This window comes from Candidatus Zixiibacteriota bacterium, assembly GCA_019038695.1.
GTDB lineage: Bacteria > Zixibacteria > MSB-5A5 > GN15 > FEB-12 > B120-G9.
The window spans coordinates 87578-101249 of sequence record JAHOYZ010000025.1 but is presented as its reverse complement, the minus strand read 5'-3'; the positions used below and the strand labels follow the sequence as shown (position 1 = coordinate 101249).

Below are 13672 nucleotides of genomic sequence, written 5' to 3'. Positions count from 1 at the left end.
AAATCCAACCTGTATATTATTCTCTCAATTGTAATAAAAACTGAGGATCTAAATGCGTCTCCCGATTCTCAAAGGCAACACCATACACATGCGTCCCCTGAAACGGACGGATATTCCCGCCATAGCACGTGGCGCACACAACAAGACGATCTCAAAATTCATTCCTCCAATTCCATATCCGTATACTGTCGTGGAAGCGCGCAAATGGGTGAATTGTGTTCATCGTTCCGCTCGGGCCGACATAGCTTATCAATTTGGAATCGAGCGTATCTCGAAAGAGGGCATCGTAGGAATGATGGGGCTCAACAACCTGAACTGGTCCGACAAGAATGCTGAAATCGAATGCTGGCTGGCGAGACCGTATTGGGGTAAAGGGTTTGCATCAGAGGCTCTCAAACTGCTACTCCGGTTTGCCTTCGGCGAACTGAAATTACACCGCGTTTACGCCATGATGGTTAGCATCAATGAGCCATCTGTTCGCTTACTGGAGAGGCACGATTTCACTCGCGAGGCTAATTGGCGGAAAGCTTGCCGGATGAACGGTGGTTGGCACGACGTTTATGCCTACGGGATGCTGGAGGAAGAAGCGGCCAAATTCAAGTAGGTTTGGTCATCCGACGGGTTCGTTCATTGATATCAATTGGTGTCAATTTGTCCAGTCCGATTCCCTCATAAGCCCCAAATTGCCGGACCACGCGTCCGGATTGGCAGGGATCGCATAGGTGATGAAGTAATAACCATCGCTCGTCCTCACGTTCCAGGGAGTAGTCGATCTGGGTCCTGGGTTAGATAGATAAATGTCATTACCCTCCAATCTCCACACACCACGATATATCGCGCTATCACCCGAGGGTTGGGAGCCACCGCCATAGGCTAGAACGTATGAACTGTCCGACATTAGATCAAGACGATGACGAGTATCCATCCACTTGCCTACCATAAATTGTTGACTAGCTACGTTGGGATGGAAATCGACTTCGGCATTGAAGATGAATGATAATGGTAGGTAAGAAACAGATGATAAAACCGCCAAAGCTCCCGCAACGTACAGTATCTTGAAAACTCCCCGCATGAAGTAGGCGGTTACAAAGGCAAAAACTCCCGATGTTCCAATGATACTAAGAAAGAAAAGATAGCCGAGCATACCGATCAAGTCCGTCCCCGGGAATACCTGATTGGGTGGTCGATTTATCGTTTCACAAAACATGGCATAAACCGAGATAACCGCCAAGTAGGAATAAACTGTCATCGGCACTAATCCAATAGCCCTGATCCAACGATTGTGAAGAAAGTCCAAGCCTGGCTCCTATATTAGGATGAAACTGTCCATCTTGTCTATCTAAGTCAATCATACACATCACTGTTCCAGATGTTCAGAAAAGGGCAAGTAGGTCAAGCGACCTGCCGCTTGACGATGGTAGAGGGTTCTTCTTGATGTCAAGCCGACAGGCGGCTTGACTAACAGAGATGCAGTATTCAGCGCCTGCAAAATGCTTTTGCATTCTGGCGGGTACAAGCGTATATTATGGCTCTGAATAGTCCATTAACAAGGATGTCTTATGAACAAAGTTAGAGCATTTGCGGCGACGGCTGCCGATCAGCCACTGCAGCCATTTGAATACGAACTGGCTGAATTGGGACCCGAAGAGATTGAAATCGCGGTCCAGTATTGCGGTATCTGCCATTCGGATCTTAACATGATTGAGAATCAATGGGAAATGACCGCCTATCCGATTGTCCCTGGCCATGAGATCGCAGGAACAGTTGCTGCGGTCGGAAAGAGCGTCCAGAACGTCAAACCGGGTGACCGGGTTGGTCTCGGTTGGTATTCGAAAAGCTGTATGATATGCGACACCTGTCTTGCAGGCGATCATAACCTATGTGCGTCCAGCGAATCGACCATTGTGGGACGGCATGGTGGTTTTGGGGACAAGGTTCGCTGTCATTGGAGCTGGGTTATCCCTATTCCCGACAAACTAGAAATCAAATCTGCCGGTCCGCTCTTCTGCGGAGGCATTACCGTCTTCAACCCTATCGTCCAGTTCGACGTAAAACCAACAGAACGGGTTGGCGTGATAGGGATCGGCGGACTGGGACATATGGCCGTCCAGTTTCTGTCTAAGTGGGGCTGCCATGTTACCGCCTTTACGTCTTCATCCGGTAAAGCTGAGGAAGCCCGACGGTTTGGCGCCCACGAAATCGTCGACTCGCGCGACGATAAGGCACTTGAGGCGGCGGCAGGATCTCAGGATTTTCTTCTCGTTACGGCCAACGTCACTCTAAACTGGCCTCTGTACCTAAACACCTTGCGACCCAAAGGACGTCTTCACTTTGTCGGTGCGGTTTTGGAACCCCTGGCCATACCCGTATTTAGTCTCTTGATGGGCCAGAAGTCGGTGTCGGCATCACCTCTGGGAAGTCCTGCCACAACGAAGGAGATGCTTCAGTTTTGCACCCGCCACGGGATAGAACCACAGATTGAAGTTTTTCCGATGTCAAAAGTCAACGAGGCATTAGACCACCTGAGGGCGGGCAAGGCGCGATATCGAATCGTTCTTGAAAATGATTTCTAAACTCGGGACGACATAATATTATTATGTCTTTGCAACGGTCCCTAGTACTCTGATAGGAGCCAAAAGGGACAAGTTCGCCATCAGGGATTAACAACAGGCTTAGCCTGCGAACCCCGGACCCGCTGATTAAGACTTTGGGGGCATCCCACTGGTCAATGATAATCTAAATTTCATAAACCATCGAACGAGCAACACAAGGACAGCCATTAAACGCGGTCTTGAATAACGAATTGGTCTATTCTTTATGCACTGCAGAAGATGATCGACTGCATTTTCAACTGTCATCATCAGTAGTTTCTCACCTTTTGCCATCTTGGTATCGACAAACCCAAACCGGACGTTCGTGATCGAAACTCCATGTTTCCTGACAGCTAAAGCCAGGCCTTCAACATACGAAGAAAGTCCCCCTTTTGAGGCCGAGTAACTCGGAGCATCTGAAGAAACAATTTCATCAGCAAGACTAGATATTACGATTATCTGCCCACTTTTCGTTTGTACAAGTGCAGGAAGAATTGCTTCGATAGTCTTAACCGCACCCATTAAGTTTACTTGAAATACTTTCTGTTCAAATTCAATTGATTTGACATCGAATTTCTCTCCGATGCCAGCACAATAAATTGATACATCGGGAGTAACCTCAAGAACGGTTCTGAGTTGTTGAATGAAGTCATCTGCTGTTACATCAACGATAACATGACGATACGTACTCTCGATTATTAGGGAAGGACTCTTGGACAATCCGATTACCTGCCACCCCATTGATAGCAACTTTTTCGTTAGAGCTAAACCGATACCATCAGTATTCCCTATGACTAAAGCCAATTTACTTTTCATGATAATGGTCCCTGTTTACCAATGTTCCTGTATATCCGATTATCATCCGGAGATAGTCATACACGTGATATCTTTGTGTTTTAATGAATCCAACCTCTGGTGGACCACCAAACGTCACGCACCTTAGCTAATTGGAAATGGTCCCTATTCCTTCGCGTTAGTTCTTCTTCCTATGAGCATTTTGGGATAGTCGGTGGAGGATGGCCTCTCCATCTTTTCAGCTTTCTGAGACATAAGACCGAGCAAATAACCTCTGGAATCGATGACAGGGGAGCCGCTTAATCCCGGCATAGTATTGTCTTCCAACTCTTTCGTCGTTATGAGAAACGACCCTTCCTCTGATCGCACAAAATTCCCCTCATAGATTACCTGTGGACAGTCTTTGTCGGAATATCGCCATCCAATGATATATACTGTTTCGCCCTCTTGCATCGGACTGGATCGCAGTTTCAAGGGCTGTATGTTTTGAGACCTCTTCTTGAGAGTGAACAGTAGCCAATCCTGTCCGGTTGGTGCCTCCCCCAAAAGTTCCTCCTTGTTTTCATTAATCAGCTCGCCCACCACAACCACATCATCCGGATTGTCCTTTGGAAACATCTTCCAGAGTTTCAATGTATTGTCAAAAGAAACCGTTTTCATACTATCTGATTTGAAATAGATCAAAATGTGCTTAGCTGTGGCCGCAAGGACTTCGTCTCCTGTATCTAAAAGAAAACCGCATCCAGCGATAGGGTGATTGTTATCGGTGTATTCGATCTGGTTAATCATCGTGATCTGCGGCCACTCACTCTGAGGTTTTGCCATCCATTGTCCGTATTCATCGGGTTCATTGTCATTGCTCTGACAGAGCCCAGTGGAAAAACAGACGAGCAAGGACGTCAAGCACATCTTGACAAGTACAGTTTTGAACATTGTCAGTTTTCTCCCTTCCAATCATCTTATCTGTCTAATATCTGTATAAGACAATCTCGGAAAACCTTTAACATAAAAACCCTCAGAGAGAAGTCCACAGCACTTTCGTACGAGTAGAACTATCATACAGGTCTCTATGGCCATCATGTGCTCGCGTCTCACAATAGCAACCGAAGCTATCCGGTGTCGTTGGCAGGATTCAATTGTTAAGGGTTGTAAGGGGATTAGTGTAATTCGTTCTTATACAATAAAAAAATACGCCATCAGGGATTCGAACGGGCGGGGATGGACCCGGTATCCGCTTATTGCGACCAACTTAGTAGACACCCATCAAGCAAGGTCAGTTTTCCGTCCACTCGTCACGGGACTCGAGGGGTGGGCCATCCGATCCGAAGGACCCCGCAAGAAACTAGCAGTTACCTGTCGCGAAGCCTATACACAGCCATGATATCAGGTTCTCGAAACTCCCAGTTGAGGCTCGCCACGAATTCCAAGTAAGTTACTAACTCCGCACACCCTTCCGGTTGAGCGCCCTTGCGCACCACCACAGTTTCAGCGATCCGATCCCAGAAAATCTGTCTGGTATGTCGACAGTTGGAGCATGTAATATCAGTTATAGCCTCGAACCCAAGGACCAAGATTGTACAGCCACGCACAAACGATCGCCACAAAGCAGGGCGCTCCCCCCTGTAGTCAACCAACTTGTAGCCGGTCAGAAGGTATCCGATAGTCCCCAACTGCGACGCATGAAGGGGTCCCAAGTACAGCACACACACTATCGGCCAAAGCGAGACCAAAACCATCACGTTGGCTTTCGATAAGTCGGCAAAGACTGCCCTTGCGATCAACAGTGAGACAAGTGCGCCTATTAGCACGAGTCCATCCAACATCAGTATTGCTAATCGTGTTCCAGGGCCCGCGTAGTCTTCTCGTTTGAAGTATGTTGCTCTCTCCACAGCACCAGTCTCCGATCCGCGCTCTCCACTCTCACTTCATACAACCCTCAACTAAGATAGTCTCGTAGCTTTCGTGAGTCAACATCACACTAATCGGCCTCCCTGTACTAACATTCTCAGACAAAGAAAAATACGCCATCAGGGATTCGAACAGGCTAAGCCTGCGAACCCCGGACCCGTTGATTAAGAGTCAACGGTTAAACGCAGGACAAGTGGTGAGCCAACCCAGTTGACTGCTAGACTGGACCTCGGGTCGCGGTCGTGGCGTCGGCGACAATGTCAAAAGAACTGGCGCTCATCTCGGTGAAGGCTGGGTGGCTCCTTACCTGATCCGCTAGGGGACTCTCCAGAAATCTTGTGAGTGAAGGCTCATCGTCGAAAAGGTAGACGCCCCCGGCCATGCTCTGAGCTTCGTCAATAGTCCAGATTTTCCAGCGCAGTCCCTCGACTTCTGCGAAAGCCGAGGCGAGCGACGCGGCGGCCTGGCGATAGTCGTCTTTAGACACGCTGAACTTGAAGTTGATTTGCAGGATCTTTGCAGCCATAACTAAATCTCCGTCGGCTAAGTGGTTTTTGAGACACTCGTCGCAACGCCAGCTCTGATAGAGTTTCTTCAAAGCAATCACAACCGGGCCGACAATGCTGCTGATAGTCAATCATAGCGAATAACCTCTCTTTCTGTCAAGGGAATTGCTCTTCGCCAAGTTTTGAAAAACCCACAATCAAGAGCCTGTTGATAAGCTTGCTCTGCTCGTCATAGCGAGACCGGCTTGCCGGTCGTGGCGATCTCATCTTCATTGTCAACAGTCAGCTGGAGATTGCCACGTTACTCCGTCCCGCTGGTCTTCGCTCCTCGCAAGGACTTTTTTGGCAAGCCATGAACACTGGGCCATACTATCGACAATCCTGTGACTCTACGCTGGTCGGTATATCGGTCAATAGACTCCGGCCTCCTCACAGGCATAGCCTGCCTTCCTCGATGTCGGAGATCTCTGTAACTCTATCGTAGACATAGAAAAATACGCCATCAGGGATTAACACAAGCGTTGTTTGCGAACAGGCATCGCCTGCTTTGCGGACCCACTGATTGGGAGCCTCGGGGATTCTGACGGTTACCTGTTGGCGCGATTAAGAGTGGCCAAGTCTACTCAATTCAAGTCACGAGCCGTGAAACTGACCTCCGTGGCATCTGGGTAGAGAATTGTCCAGGAACCAAGACTGTTTTTAGCCCAGTATACTCCAGGGTCGGGCAGATACGGCATAGACCACGGATCAAGCGCATGTAATTCGTACCTGTCCCAAACCACAACCCAGTATTCGTCGGACGGATCAGACGTTTGTACTGCGCCAATAACTCGCACCTCTCTCCAGCCCTGTCTCTTCATGTAGTGCGCAGCCGCTTCAGTGGTATATGACGGCATCGGCCCGATGGAGAATACCCTGAGAAGTTCATGCTCCTCTTCTGCTGAAAGTTTGCCAAGGCCACATTTTAGATATCGCTCCTCTCCCATTGAAGAGCGCAAGGTCTGAGTCGGCTCCTGGGCAGAGGACACATAGTAGAGACAAGTTATGAATACGGCTATGCCCAACAACACAAGTATATTCCTCATCCTCACGATACTCCTCCCATTCATGTAAGAATCCTTGATCGTATTCCTTATACACCAGATATACATCATCCATCCGATCAACTTGGTATACGGGTTGACCAAGCACGTTGGTTTACTACGGCACAGAGGCTCGCTTGGGTTGCTTAACCGATAGTCTGCGACTCCAGATTCGGGCGATTCAGCCTAACCCCATCGAAGACATAAAAAACTGCCATCAGGGATTGCGAATAGGCTCAGCCTGCGATACCCCGGACTCGCTGACCATGAATCCGAATTGTTGTAGCAATTTCACAGGTCCTTGTTGATCATGGTTATGATAGGCAGTGTTCAGTTAAGTACAATTGCAGTGGAGACGGAAGTGAATACGATTCCAGAATGGCTTGTGACTACGACTGGTATACTTGTGCTAATCGTTGGTTTCATATTTCATTGGCTGGGCCAACTGATCTCAGTAATAAATTGGGGACTTGCCACCCGGCTTGGACTTCAGGAACAAGTGATGCTGCCTGAACACAAAGTGTACGAGCATGGAACAGCGATGGCGGACGTCTTGATTGGTTGGACATACGGAGTGGCTGGCATAGGGTTATTGCTGGGTTCACAGTGGGGATTCAAACTGGCATGGATACCGGGAGCAATACTAGTGTACCATGGATTCAGCGCTTGGTTTTGGGAATCAAACCGACGCAATTCCGGATATCCATTCTTCAGTGATCTTCTACGAGTGAGTTGGTGTGTAGCCAATATCGTTACTGGCGGACTGGCACTATTTGTCGCTTGGCGTAGTTGCTAGCTAAAGATCCCTCCGGCCTCCTCACCCGCTTAATTCAATCCGACTGTTGTCACTGATTCGCGTTAACTCTAACGTAGACAAAGAAAAATACGCCATCAGGGATTCGAACCCCGGACCCGCTGATTAAGAGTCAAGGCCTGGGTGACATCCTAGTCAGGCCACCCGAATGCAGCCCACCCGATAGAGCTGTCATCAATCCAGAGAGTGCGGCCGATGACTCGATCTACAAAGGACTGTGGTGCACGTAGAATTGTAACCGGTCTTCCGTCTCTGATGGCTGTCTTCAATTCTTCAAAATCCACAATGGCCCATTCTGAACCCATTCGAACAAACCTGAGTGAGTCACCGATCCAACTATCTAGCGCCACTGCTCGCTCAAAGAAACAGTCCACGCAATACTCAGGCCCTGTCCAGAATAAGGTGTCGTGGGATCTTAGGATAACACCCCATTGGTCTGCCCCTACATGGTTATTCTCAAGAGCGACTATGTCTACTACTTGTCCGGTCAGGAAGGTCCAGATAGTGTCAGTGGTAGGCGGCCAGGTCGGGAAGGTCCCCATAAGCCTAGGTCCGGTTCTTCCGTGATGGTGGGCAAGACTTACTCCTACGTCTCTTCCCATCAAACCGTACTTGAATGACCAGCTGGGATCGCTGAAAGCAAATTTCGGTTGCGCAAATAACCCGGGCCCAAAGCCCATCTCGGCGCCAATCAGAATCACATTGGATATTCCCCTCTTTGTCTTGCTGTAACCTCCGCCTGCCTCAAGACAGGGACTGTCATGAGGGCTGAATAACTTGGCGTGCCCCCAGGCCAGCCAGTATTCTCTCGGTGACGATTCATTGTAATGCGCGACATTAAGAAAAGTTGGCACGAAAATGAAGGTCCCGCCGGTGCCGATCACTACTTCATCTGATAGACCGTAGTAACCAAACACATCAGGAATTGCCGCGCTAGCTCGACTTGACAAACCGTTGAGATTGAGGTGCCAGGAAACAGAGATCTGCCATCGCCCACGCTCCAGTGGCTGAGCTGGGAGAAAGTGGTGTGCAGTGCCGCAGGAGACCAGAGAAGACAGCAGTACTATTGCAAGTGCCCCATGTAGGAGTCGAATAGAATCTGGTTTACGCTGATAAAACCGCCCAATATGACTTAGCCTAAATGCCACAAATACCAATACTCCTGCATTGCTGTATGATGGGAGTATAAGTCCAAGGCTGGCAGGTTGACAATTAAAAAATACGCCATCAGGGATTCGAACCCCGGACCCGCTGATTAAGAGTCAGCTGCTCTACCAACTGAGCTAATGGCGCATTGGTGGCATCGCCACATTGTCTCCAGTGACGACCTCTCTGACCATCAACAAATCACCCGAAGGGTGCCATTCACAGCCTTTGTCGATGGGCGGCATGAATATAAGCTCAGTTCATAAAAAGGCAAGGGAATTTGTTCTCCCGAATTGGGCAGATATCCAGCCCAAACAAGTTTGAGCCGGCCGCTTAATAACTTAGCAAAGAGTGACAGGGTCTTGCCAACCGGGTTCCCACACCATATCCTATATATCATGAAAACACTAAGCTTAACTCTGGCGATACTTCTTATGACAAACAGCCAAATTGATCTTGAAGCCGCCGATTACGGCCGGTTGCACCGCGACGCTCTGGTCGCGGATATGCATAGCGATACTGTCCTCAAGGCACGTGTCGACAGTACTTACGATTTCTGCGTCCGCAATGATGACGGGCATATGGACCTGCCGCGTCTCCGCGAGGGGGGTATCGACCTTCAGGTGTTTGCCTGTTGGTTGCCTACCAAAACTCCACTCGATTCCTGTTTCGGTGTAACCGAGGAATTGATCGACTCATTCTATACTCGTATAGATGCCTGCCCCGACGAATTGACCGTCTGCACCAATGCCACCGAAGCTCAGGCAGCTATCGACGGCGGTAAGATTGCAGCCGTTCTGGCCATCGAAAACGGCGTGGCCATTGCCAACGATCTGGATAATATCGAGCATTTCTATAATCGCGGTGTACGCTACATAACGCTGACTCACACGGCATCATCGGATTGGTGTATTTCATCGGCGGACACAGCTGAAGCATTTCACGGTCTTACCGATTTCGGGAAAGACGTGGTCAGGAAGATGAACAAGTTGGGCATGATTGTCGATATCTCCCATGCCTCAGTCTCGGCGGTTGAGGAAGTTCTGAAGATTACTACCGCACCAATTATTGCCTCTCATTCCTGCGTTCATGCCTTGTGCACACATGACCGTAATTTGACCGACGATCAGATCAAGGATATCGCTGCCAACGGTGGTGTGATCGGAGTTAATTTCTTTCCTGCCTATGTGTCTGAAGAATACCGCCTTCGTTCCGACTCGATCTGGGCACACTACGGCCAGCTGTATGATTCAGTTGAACAGATGTATATCGACAATGATTCCGCGCTTCATGCTGCTGAGAGAAAACTCTATCATCAGCTACGTGACGATATGAGCAAATACACTGTCTCTATTGGTGAACTGGTTAATCACATCGAGTACATCGTGAATCTGGTCGGGGCTGACTATGTCGGTTTGGGATCTGATTTTGACGGCGTCCCGACCATGCCTGAGGGACTGGATGATTGCACCGGCGTCCCACTGATCACAAAAGAACTTGTGGCTCGGGGATACTCCGAGGTCGATATCCGGAAAATCCTCGGCGGCAATTTCATGCGAGTGTTTGGCCAAGTCTGTAAGTAGTCCCGAACGCCATTAACTATTTGTCATCCTTAACGGGACAGGCTCCTCGTTTGGGGACGATGCAGATAAACTCGAATGGCTCATCATTCGGGTTCGAGAATTGGTGTTTAATGTTGGATGGTACAAAGGTAAAATCGCCGACAGTCAATTTATTTATCTTCTCACCAAGCTGAAGTTGTCCGCTTCCGCTGGTGACATAGTTGATGTGTTCCCAGTCGTGTTGATGATGTGGGGAGTATCCGCCCGGGAGTATCCGAAACAGACGCATGGTATGCGAGTCCCATCCTTCGCTCTGACCGATGACGTCATTGCCCTGCATTAGTTCCACGCCATCCATCGTGATATCCGCCATTTGTATTTCGCTTGATTTTATAACCGGCATATAATCCTCCTTTATGTCCGCAGGTAAGATACGATTGTGACCGTTCGAGAAAAGAGGAAAATGGCGTCGAAGGTAGTGGCGGGGGCAAAAAAATTGACCCGCCCCAACAAAGGGACGGGTCAAATAGTCCAATTAGTAATCGTCTGTCCTATGCCACCGTTAGCGGCGACGGGTCACGCGACGAGTGGTCTTCCGACGAGCGATGGCCTTCTTAGGCGTACGGCGGGTCGTGGAGGCCTTGTACTTGCGTGTGGTCGTTTTGCGGGTGGTCTTGGCGCGACGAGTGTTCGTCGGGCGGCGTTTCGGAGCTGACTTACGGAAAGAGTTCGCTGCTCCCTTGTTGCCCTTCCAAATCGACGGGCTGGCTTTCTTGATGCAAAGGTCGACCGCTTTGTAGCGGACAGAATAAACCGTACGTCCCAATTGACGAGCGATCCAGGCCGTCTCGTAGCGGCGATAGAACTTGCGCATGAAGGCCATTTCTTGCCTGGTCCACGGGCGTGCTACACGGCGCACAGTGCGACGCGCAACGGCACGGCGAGCAGTCTTAAACTTACGCATTGCCATTCCTTACTCCTTGTTTGATCCGTTGTGAATCGCAGACGTCGACCGAAGTCAACGCCCATTATCATTAACCATACTCTTTCATCGTCCTTTTCCTAAAGGACTTGATCCCAATTGCTTAAGATTTTGTGTCCTGTATCAACCGTAATTACCTCGCTTGATACAACTTTCCGAACCAATCGTGTTCTTAATGAAACAGAGCTGGTTCCCGGAAGTGGTGTCTCTATAGTAGAACTGAATATGCCGGCGATTTCTTTAGCGACAACAACATTCTCGTAAGCGACTATCATACAGCCACATGTAAGGACATGCAATTTCTCGTTGAACTGTTGCGAAAGAACAGTTATGGTCTTATCCCTTCACTAAGAGACAATATAAGCGACCATTCTGAAGATATACACCAACCGTCTGCTTTCGGAAACAGCCTGTATTATTGTTGATCAGTATACCGTTGCGATGAAAAAAATATTCTTGTTCATGCAAGTCGTGGTCTACTATCGATATTATTATCTGCTTTTTCCGGTTGCATCAGATTCGATGATTGGGTAGACTGGAAATGGGTTTAGCCGATAATTGTCATTATGAAGAGAGAATATTTTTTAGCCACCATCTACTTTTCCATTGCAGCTGTATTCCTCTATCTATTTTACCGCATCATCATTCCGTTCTTTGTTCCCATTTGTTGGGCGGCCGTATTGGTCATTATGTTCCATCCTCTGTATGAGCGCCTTCGCATTCGCATCAAATCGTGCGGTCTGGCTTCGGCGTTGATGTGCTTTTTCATTGTCGTACTCATCATTGGCCCCATCACCTATCTGTTTATCGCTTTGGTCAATGAAGCAGCCAGCGCAGTGGCGAAAGTCAACGTCATGTACAAGGCAGGTGAACTGGACTCACTCCTGAAATTTGACCTGCCGTGGCTGACGGCACTAAAGGCAAGACTGTCGCAATACTATGATCTGTCTCAGATTAACCTGGATGAACTGGTCAAGGACTCGATTGACAAAGTCAGTGGCGTTATACTCAACCAGACCAGTTGGCTGATTGCCAATGGCACCAAGGCGGTGTTCTATTTCGGATTGATGATCTTCAGTATGTATTACTTCTTCAAAGACGGTCAGTCAGTCATCGACAAAACTAAACGTCTGATGCCACTCTCATCGGAACAGGTGGATGTTACTTTCACCAAGTTGCGCGATGTTATTCAGGCAACAATTTACGGGGGCGTGGTAGTAGCCATGATCCAGGGAATCATGGGTGGTGTTCTTTTTGCCATCGTCGGAATTCCGTCTGCCATCTTCTGGGGCGCGATCATGGCTTTGCTGTCGATTATTCCGCTCATCGGAGCATTCATCGTCTATATTCCAGCCGGCATTATCCTGATTGTAGGGGGATCGTACGTCAAGGGGCTGATCGTCATCGGTATCGGCACTCTTGTTATTTCGCAGATCGACAACATCATCCGACCTTACCTGATCTCCGGGCGTACTTCGATGCATCCACTCTTGTTGTTTTTCTCCATCATGGGCGGAATCATTATGTTTGGTCTGCTCGGAATAGTGCTGGGGCCGCTGATCGCGGCAGCTTTTGTCACTGTACTCCAGGTTCTTGAAATGCGCATCCACCCGGACGTGGCGGCCGACGATGAATCCAAAGAGGAGCAACCACCGGAGTAGTCCGCCTACGCCTCGGTATCTCTGTTCCCAATCAGCCCCACCGCCAAAGCAATGAACTTCCTGATTTTGGTCTCAAGGTTTTTCTTGGCTGGCAGAAAGTGATAACCGGGGTGGCCTCGCCACACCTTTGAGATGGCAGCCTCAATAGCAAGGGTATCAGCGAGCGACTCGTTGCGAATGTCATCCTGAGCGTAGTACTTCTCTCCCAGACTTGCGCTTGAACCCAACTGGATGACTGCGCTATAGCGACGATACTCCACCTCAATGGTAGTGCCGACAGCCTCTGCGGTCTCCGGATGGAAGGCGAACGCGTCTGCCGTTCCACGATCGGTAACAAACGGACTGCCGGCGACTGAGTCTTCTCGTTGAATCTGACGACGATATATCTCGCGATGGAACTGGTGCCAGTGGTGACGAAAGTCGGGGTTTTCCTCAAGGAGACGACGCGCCAGTTCATCGAAAAAGATAAAGCCTGCGAAAGCTGTGTGAGACTTGAGACGTTCCAAACAGATTGATTTTCCCGAGGCGGGAGCCCCGGTGATAACGAGAGTGAAGGCTGGTGTGGTTTGTTTCATATTGCGGCCGTAATCTATTGCTGTCGGTATAGAGAGTCAAGTGAAGGAGA

The 13672-nt window shown here is 49.1% G+C and carries 15 protein-coding genes and 1 tRNA gene; 5 read left to right on the top strand and 11 right to left on the bottom strand.

The window, feature by feature from the left end:
• Positions 1–52: 52 nt before the first annotated feature.
• Positions 53–604 carry a GNAT family N-acetyltransferase gene (locus KOO62_09075; GenBank protein ID MBU8934147.1) on the top strand — a complete coding sequence of 184 codons (552 nt, stop codon included), beginning with the start codon at positions 53–55 and terminating at the stop codon, positions 602–604.
• Positions 605–646: 42 nt separating this feature from the next.
• Here KOO62_09075 and KOO62_09070 read toward each other — a convergent pair whose 3' ends face one another.
• Positions 647–1297, bottom strand: a complete 651-nt coding sequence (locus KOO62_09070) for a hypothetical protein (GenBank protein ID MBU8934146.1) — start codon at positions 1295–1297, stop codon at positions 647–649.
• Positions 1298–1559: 262 nt separating this feature from the next.
• Between KOO62_09070 and KOO62_09065 the strand changes: the two genes are divergently transcribed.
• A complete protein-coding gene (locus tag KOO62_09065; protein MBU8934145.1) occupies positions 1560–2573 on the top strand; it encodes an NAD(P)-dependent alcohol dehydrogenase in 1014 nt (337 codons plus the stop codon).
• 126 nt (positions 2574–2699) lie between these two features.
• On the opposite strand, the gene KOO62_09060 is transcribed toward KOO62_09065, so the two are convergent.
• The 5 genes from KOO62_09060 to KOO62_09040 all read right to left on the bottom strand — a co-directional run bounded on the left by KOO62_09060 (position 2700) and on the right by KOO62_09040 (position 6885).
• A complete protein-coding gene (locus KOO62_09060) occupies positions 2700–3407 on the bottom strand; it encodes an SDR family NAD(P)-dependent oxidoreductase (GenBank protein ID MBU8934144.1) in 708 nt (235 codons plus the stop codon).
• Positions 3408–3551: 144 nt separating this feature from the next.
• Positions 3552–4319, bottom strand: a complete 768-nt coding sequence (locus KOO62_09055) for a serine protease (GenBank protein MBU8934143.1) — start codon at positions 4317–4319, stop codon at positions 3552–3554.
• A gap of 416 nt (positions 4320–4735) precedes the next feature.
• The gene (locus tag KOO62_09050) at positions 4736–5275 is read right to left on the bottom strand and encodes an RDD family protein (protein ID MBU8934142.1); all 540 of its coding nucleotides are present in this window, start codon (positions 5273–5275) and stop codon (positions 4736–4738) included.
• A 236-nt stretch (positions 5276–5511) separates the two neighbouring features.
• On the bottom strand, positions 5512–5820 hold the full coding sequence (locus KOO62_09045; protein MBU8934141.1) for a YdhR family protein: 309 nt from the start codon (positions 5818–5820) through the stop codon (positions 5512–5514).
• A gap of 603 nt (positions 5821–6423) precedes the next feature.
• Complete coding sequence (locus KOO62_09040) at positions 6424–6885, bottom strand: hypothetical protein (protein MBU8934140.1); 462 nt, start codon at positions 6883–6885, stop codon at positions 6424–6426.
• A gap of 358 nt (positions 6886–7243) precedes the next feature.
• Here KOO62_09040 and KOO62_09035 point away from each other — a divergent pair, with 358 nt between their 5' ends.
• Positions 7244–7678 (top strand): hypothetical protein, encoded by a 435-nt coding sequence (locus KOO62_09035; GenBank protein ID MBU8934139.1) that lies wholly within the window; start codon positions 7244–7246, stop codon positions 7676–7678.
• Between the two features lie 149 nt (positions 7679–7827).
• On the opposite strand, the gene KOO62_09030 is transcribed toward KOO62_09035, so the two are convergent.
• Both KOO62_09030 and KOO62_09025 read right to left on the bottom strand, forming a co-directional pair.
• Positions 7828–8844 carry a hypothetical protein gene (locus KOO62_09030; GenBank protein MBU8934138.1) on the bottom strand — a complete coding sequence of 339 codons (1017 nt, stop codon included), beginning with the start codon at positions 8842–8844 and terminating at the stop codon, positions 7828–7830.
• Between the two features lie 72 nt (positions 8845–8916).
• Positions 8917–8989, bottom strand: a tRNA-Lys gene (locus KOO62_09025).
• Between the two features lie 251 nt (positions 8990–9240).
• Between KOO62_09025 and KOO62_09020 the strand changes: the two genes are divergently transcribed.
• The gene (locus KOO62_09020; protein ID MBU8934137.1) at positions 9241–10425 is read left to right on the top strand and encodes a dipeptidase; all 1185 of its coding nucleotides are present in this window, start codon (positions 9241–9243) and stop codon (positions 10423–10425) included.
• Between the two features lie 16 nt (positions 10426–10441).
• Here KOO62_09020 and KOO62_09015 read toward each other — a convergent pair whose 3' ends face one another.
• Together KOO62_09015 and KOO62_09010 are read right to left on the bottom strand one after the other, a co-directional pair.
• The gene (locus KOO62_09015) at positions 10442–10807 is read right to left on the bottom strand and encodes a cupin domain-containing protein (GenBank protein MBU8934136.1); all 366 of its coding nucleotides are present in this window, start codon (positions 10805–10807) and stop codon (positions 10442–10444) included.
• 159 nt (positions 10808–10966) lie between these two features.
• Positions 10967–11374, bottom strand: a complete 408-nt coding sequence (locus tag KOO62_09010) for a hypothetical protein (GenBank protein MBU8934135.1) — start codon at positions 11372–11374, stop codon at positions 10967–10969.
• Between the two features lie 578 nt (positions 11375–11952).
• Here KOO62_09010 and KOO62_09005 point away from each other — a divergent pair.
• The gene (locus tag KOO62_09005) at positions 11953–13047 is read left to right on the top strand and encodes an AI-2E family transporter (GenBank protein MBU8934134.1); all 1095 of its coding nucleotides are present in this window, start codon (positions 11953–11955) and stop codon (positions 13045–13047) included.
• A gap of 5 nt (positions 13048–13052) precedes the next feature.
• Here the strand turns inward: KOO62_09005 and KOO62_09000 are convergent, their stop codons facing one another.
• Complete coding sequence (locus KOO62_09000) at positions 13053–13622, bottom strand: ATP-binding protein (GenBank protein MBU8934133.1); 570 nt, start codon at positions 13620–13622, stop codon at positions 13053–13055.
• Between the last annotated feature and the right edge of the window lie 50 nt (positions 13623–13672).

Coding starts and splice junctions, on each gene's coding strand:
- KOO62_09075 (MBU8934147.1), top strand. CDS start 53: ATGCGTCTCCCGATTCTCAAAGGCAACACCATACACATGCGTCCCCTG.
- KOO62_09065 (MBU8934145.1), top strand. CDS start 1,560: ATGAACAAAGTTAGAGCATTTGCGGCGACGGCTGCCGATCAGCCACTG.
- KOO62_09060 (MBU8934144.1), bottom strand. CDS start 3,407: ATGAAAAGTAAATTGGCTTTAGTCATAGGGAATACTGATGGTATCGGT.
- KOO62_09055 (MBU8934143.1), bottom strand. CDS start 4,319: ATGTTCAAAACTGTACTTGTCAAGATGTGCTTGACGTCCTTGCTCGTC.
- KOO62_09045 (MBU8934141.1), bottom strand. CDS start 5,820: ATGGCTGCAAAGATCCTGCAAATCAACTTCAAGTTCAGCGTGTCTAAA.
- KOO62_09040 (MBU8934140.1), bottom strand. CDS start 6,885: ATGAGGAATATACTTGTGTTGTTGGGCATAGCCGTATTCATAACTTGT.
- KOO62_09020 (MBU8934137.1), top strand. CDS start 9,241: ATGAAAACACTAAGCTTAACTCTGGCGATACTTCTTATGACAAACAGC.
- KOO62_09015 (MBU8934136.1), bottom strand. CDS start 10,807: ATGCCGGTTATAAAATCAAGCGAAATACAAATGGCGGATATCACGATG.
- KOO62_09010 (MBU8934135.1), bottom strand. CDS start 11,374: ATGGCAATGCGTAAGTTTAAGACTGCTCGCCGTGCCGTTGCGCGTCGC.
- KOO62_09005 (MBU8934134.1), top strand. CDS start 11,953: ATGAAGAGAGAATATTTTTTAGCCACCATCTACTTTTCCATTGCAGCT.
- KOO62_09000 (MBU8934133.1), bottom strand. CDS start 13,622: ATGAAACAAACCACACCAGCCTTCACTCTCGTTATCACCGGGGCTCCC.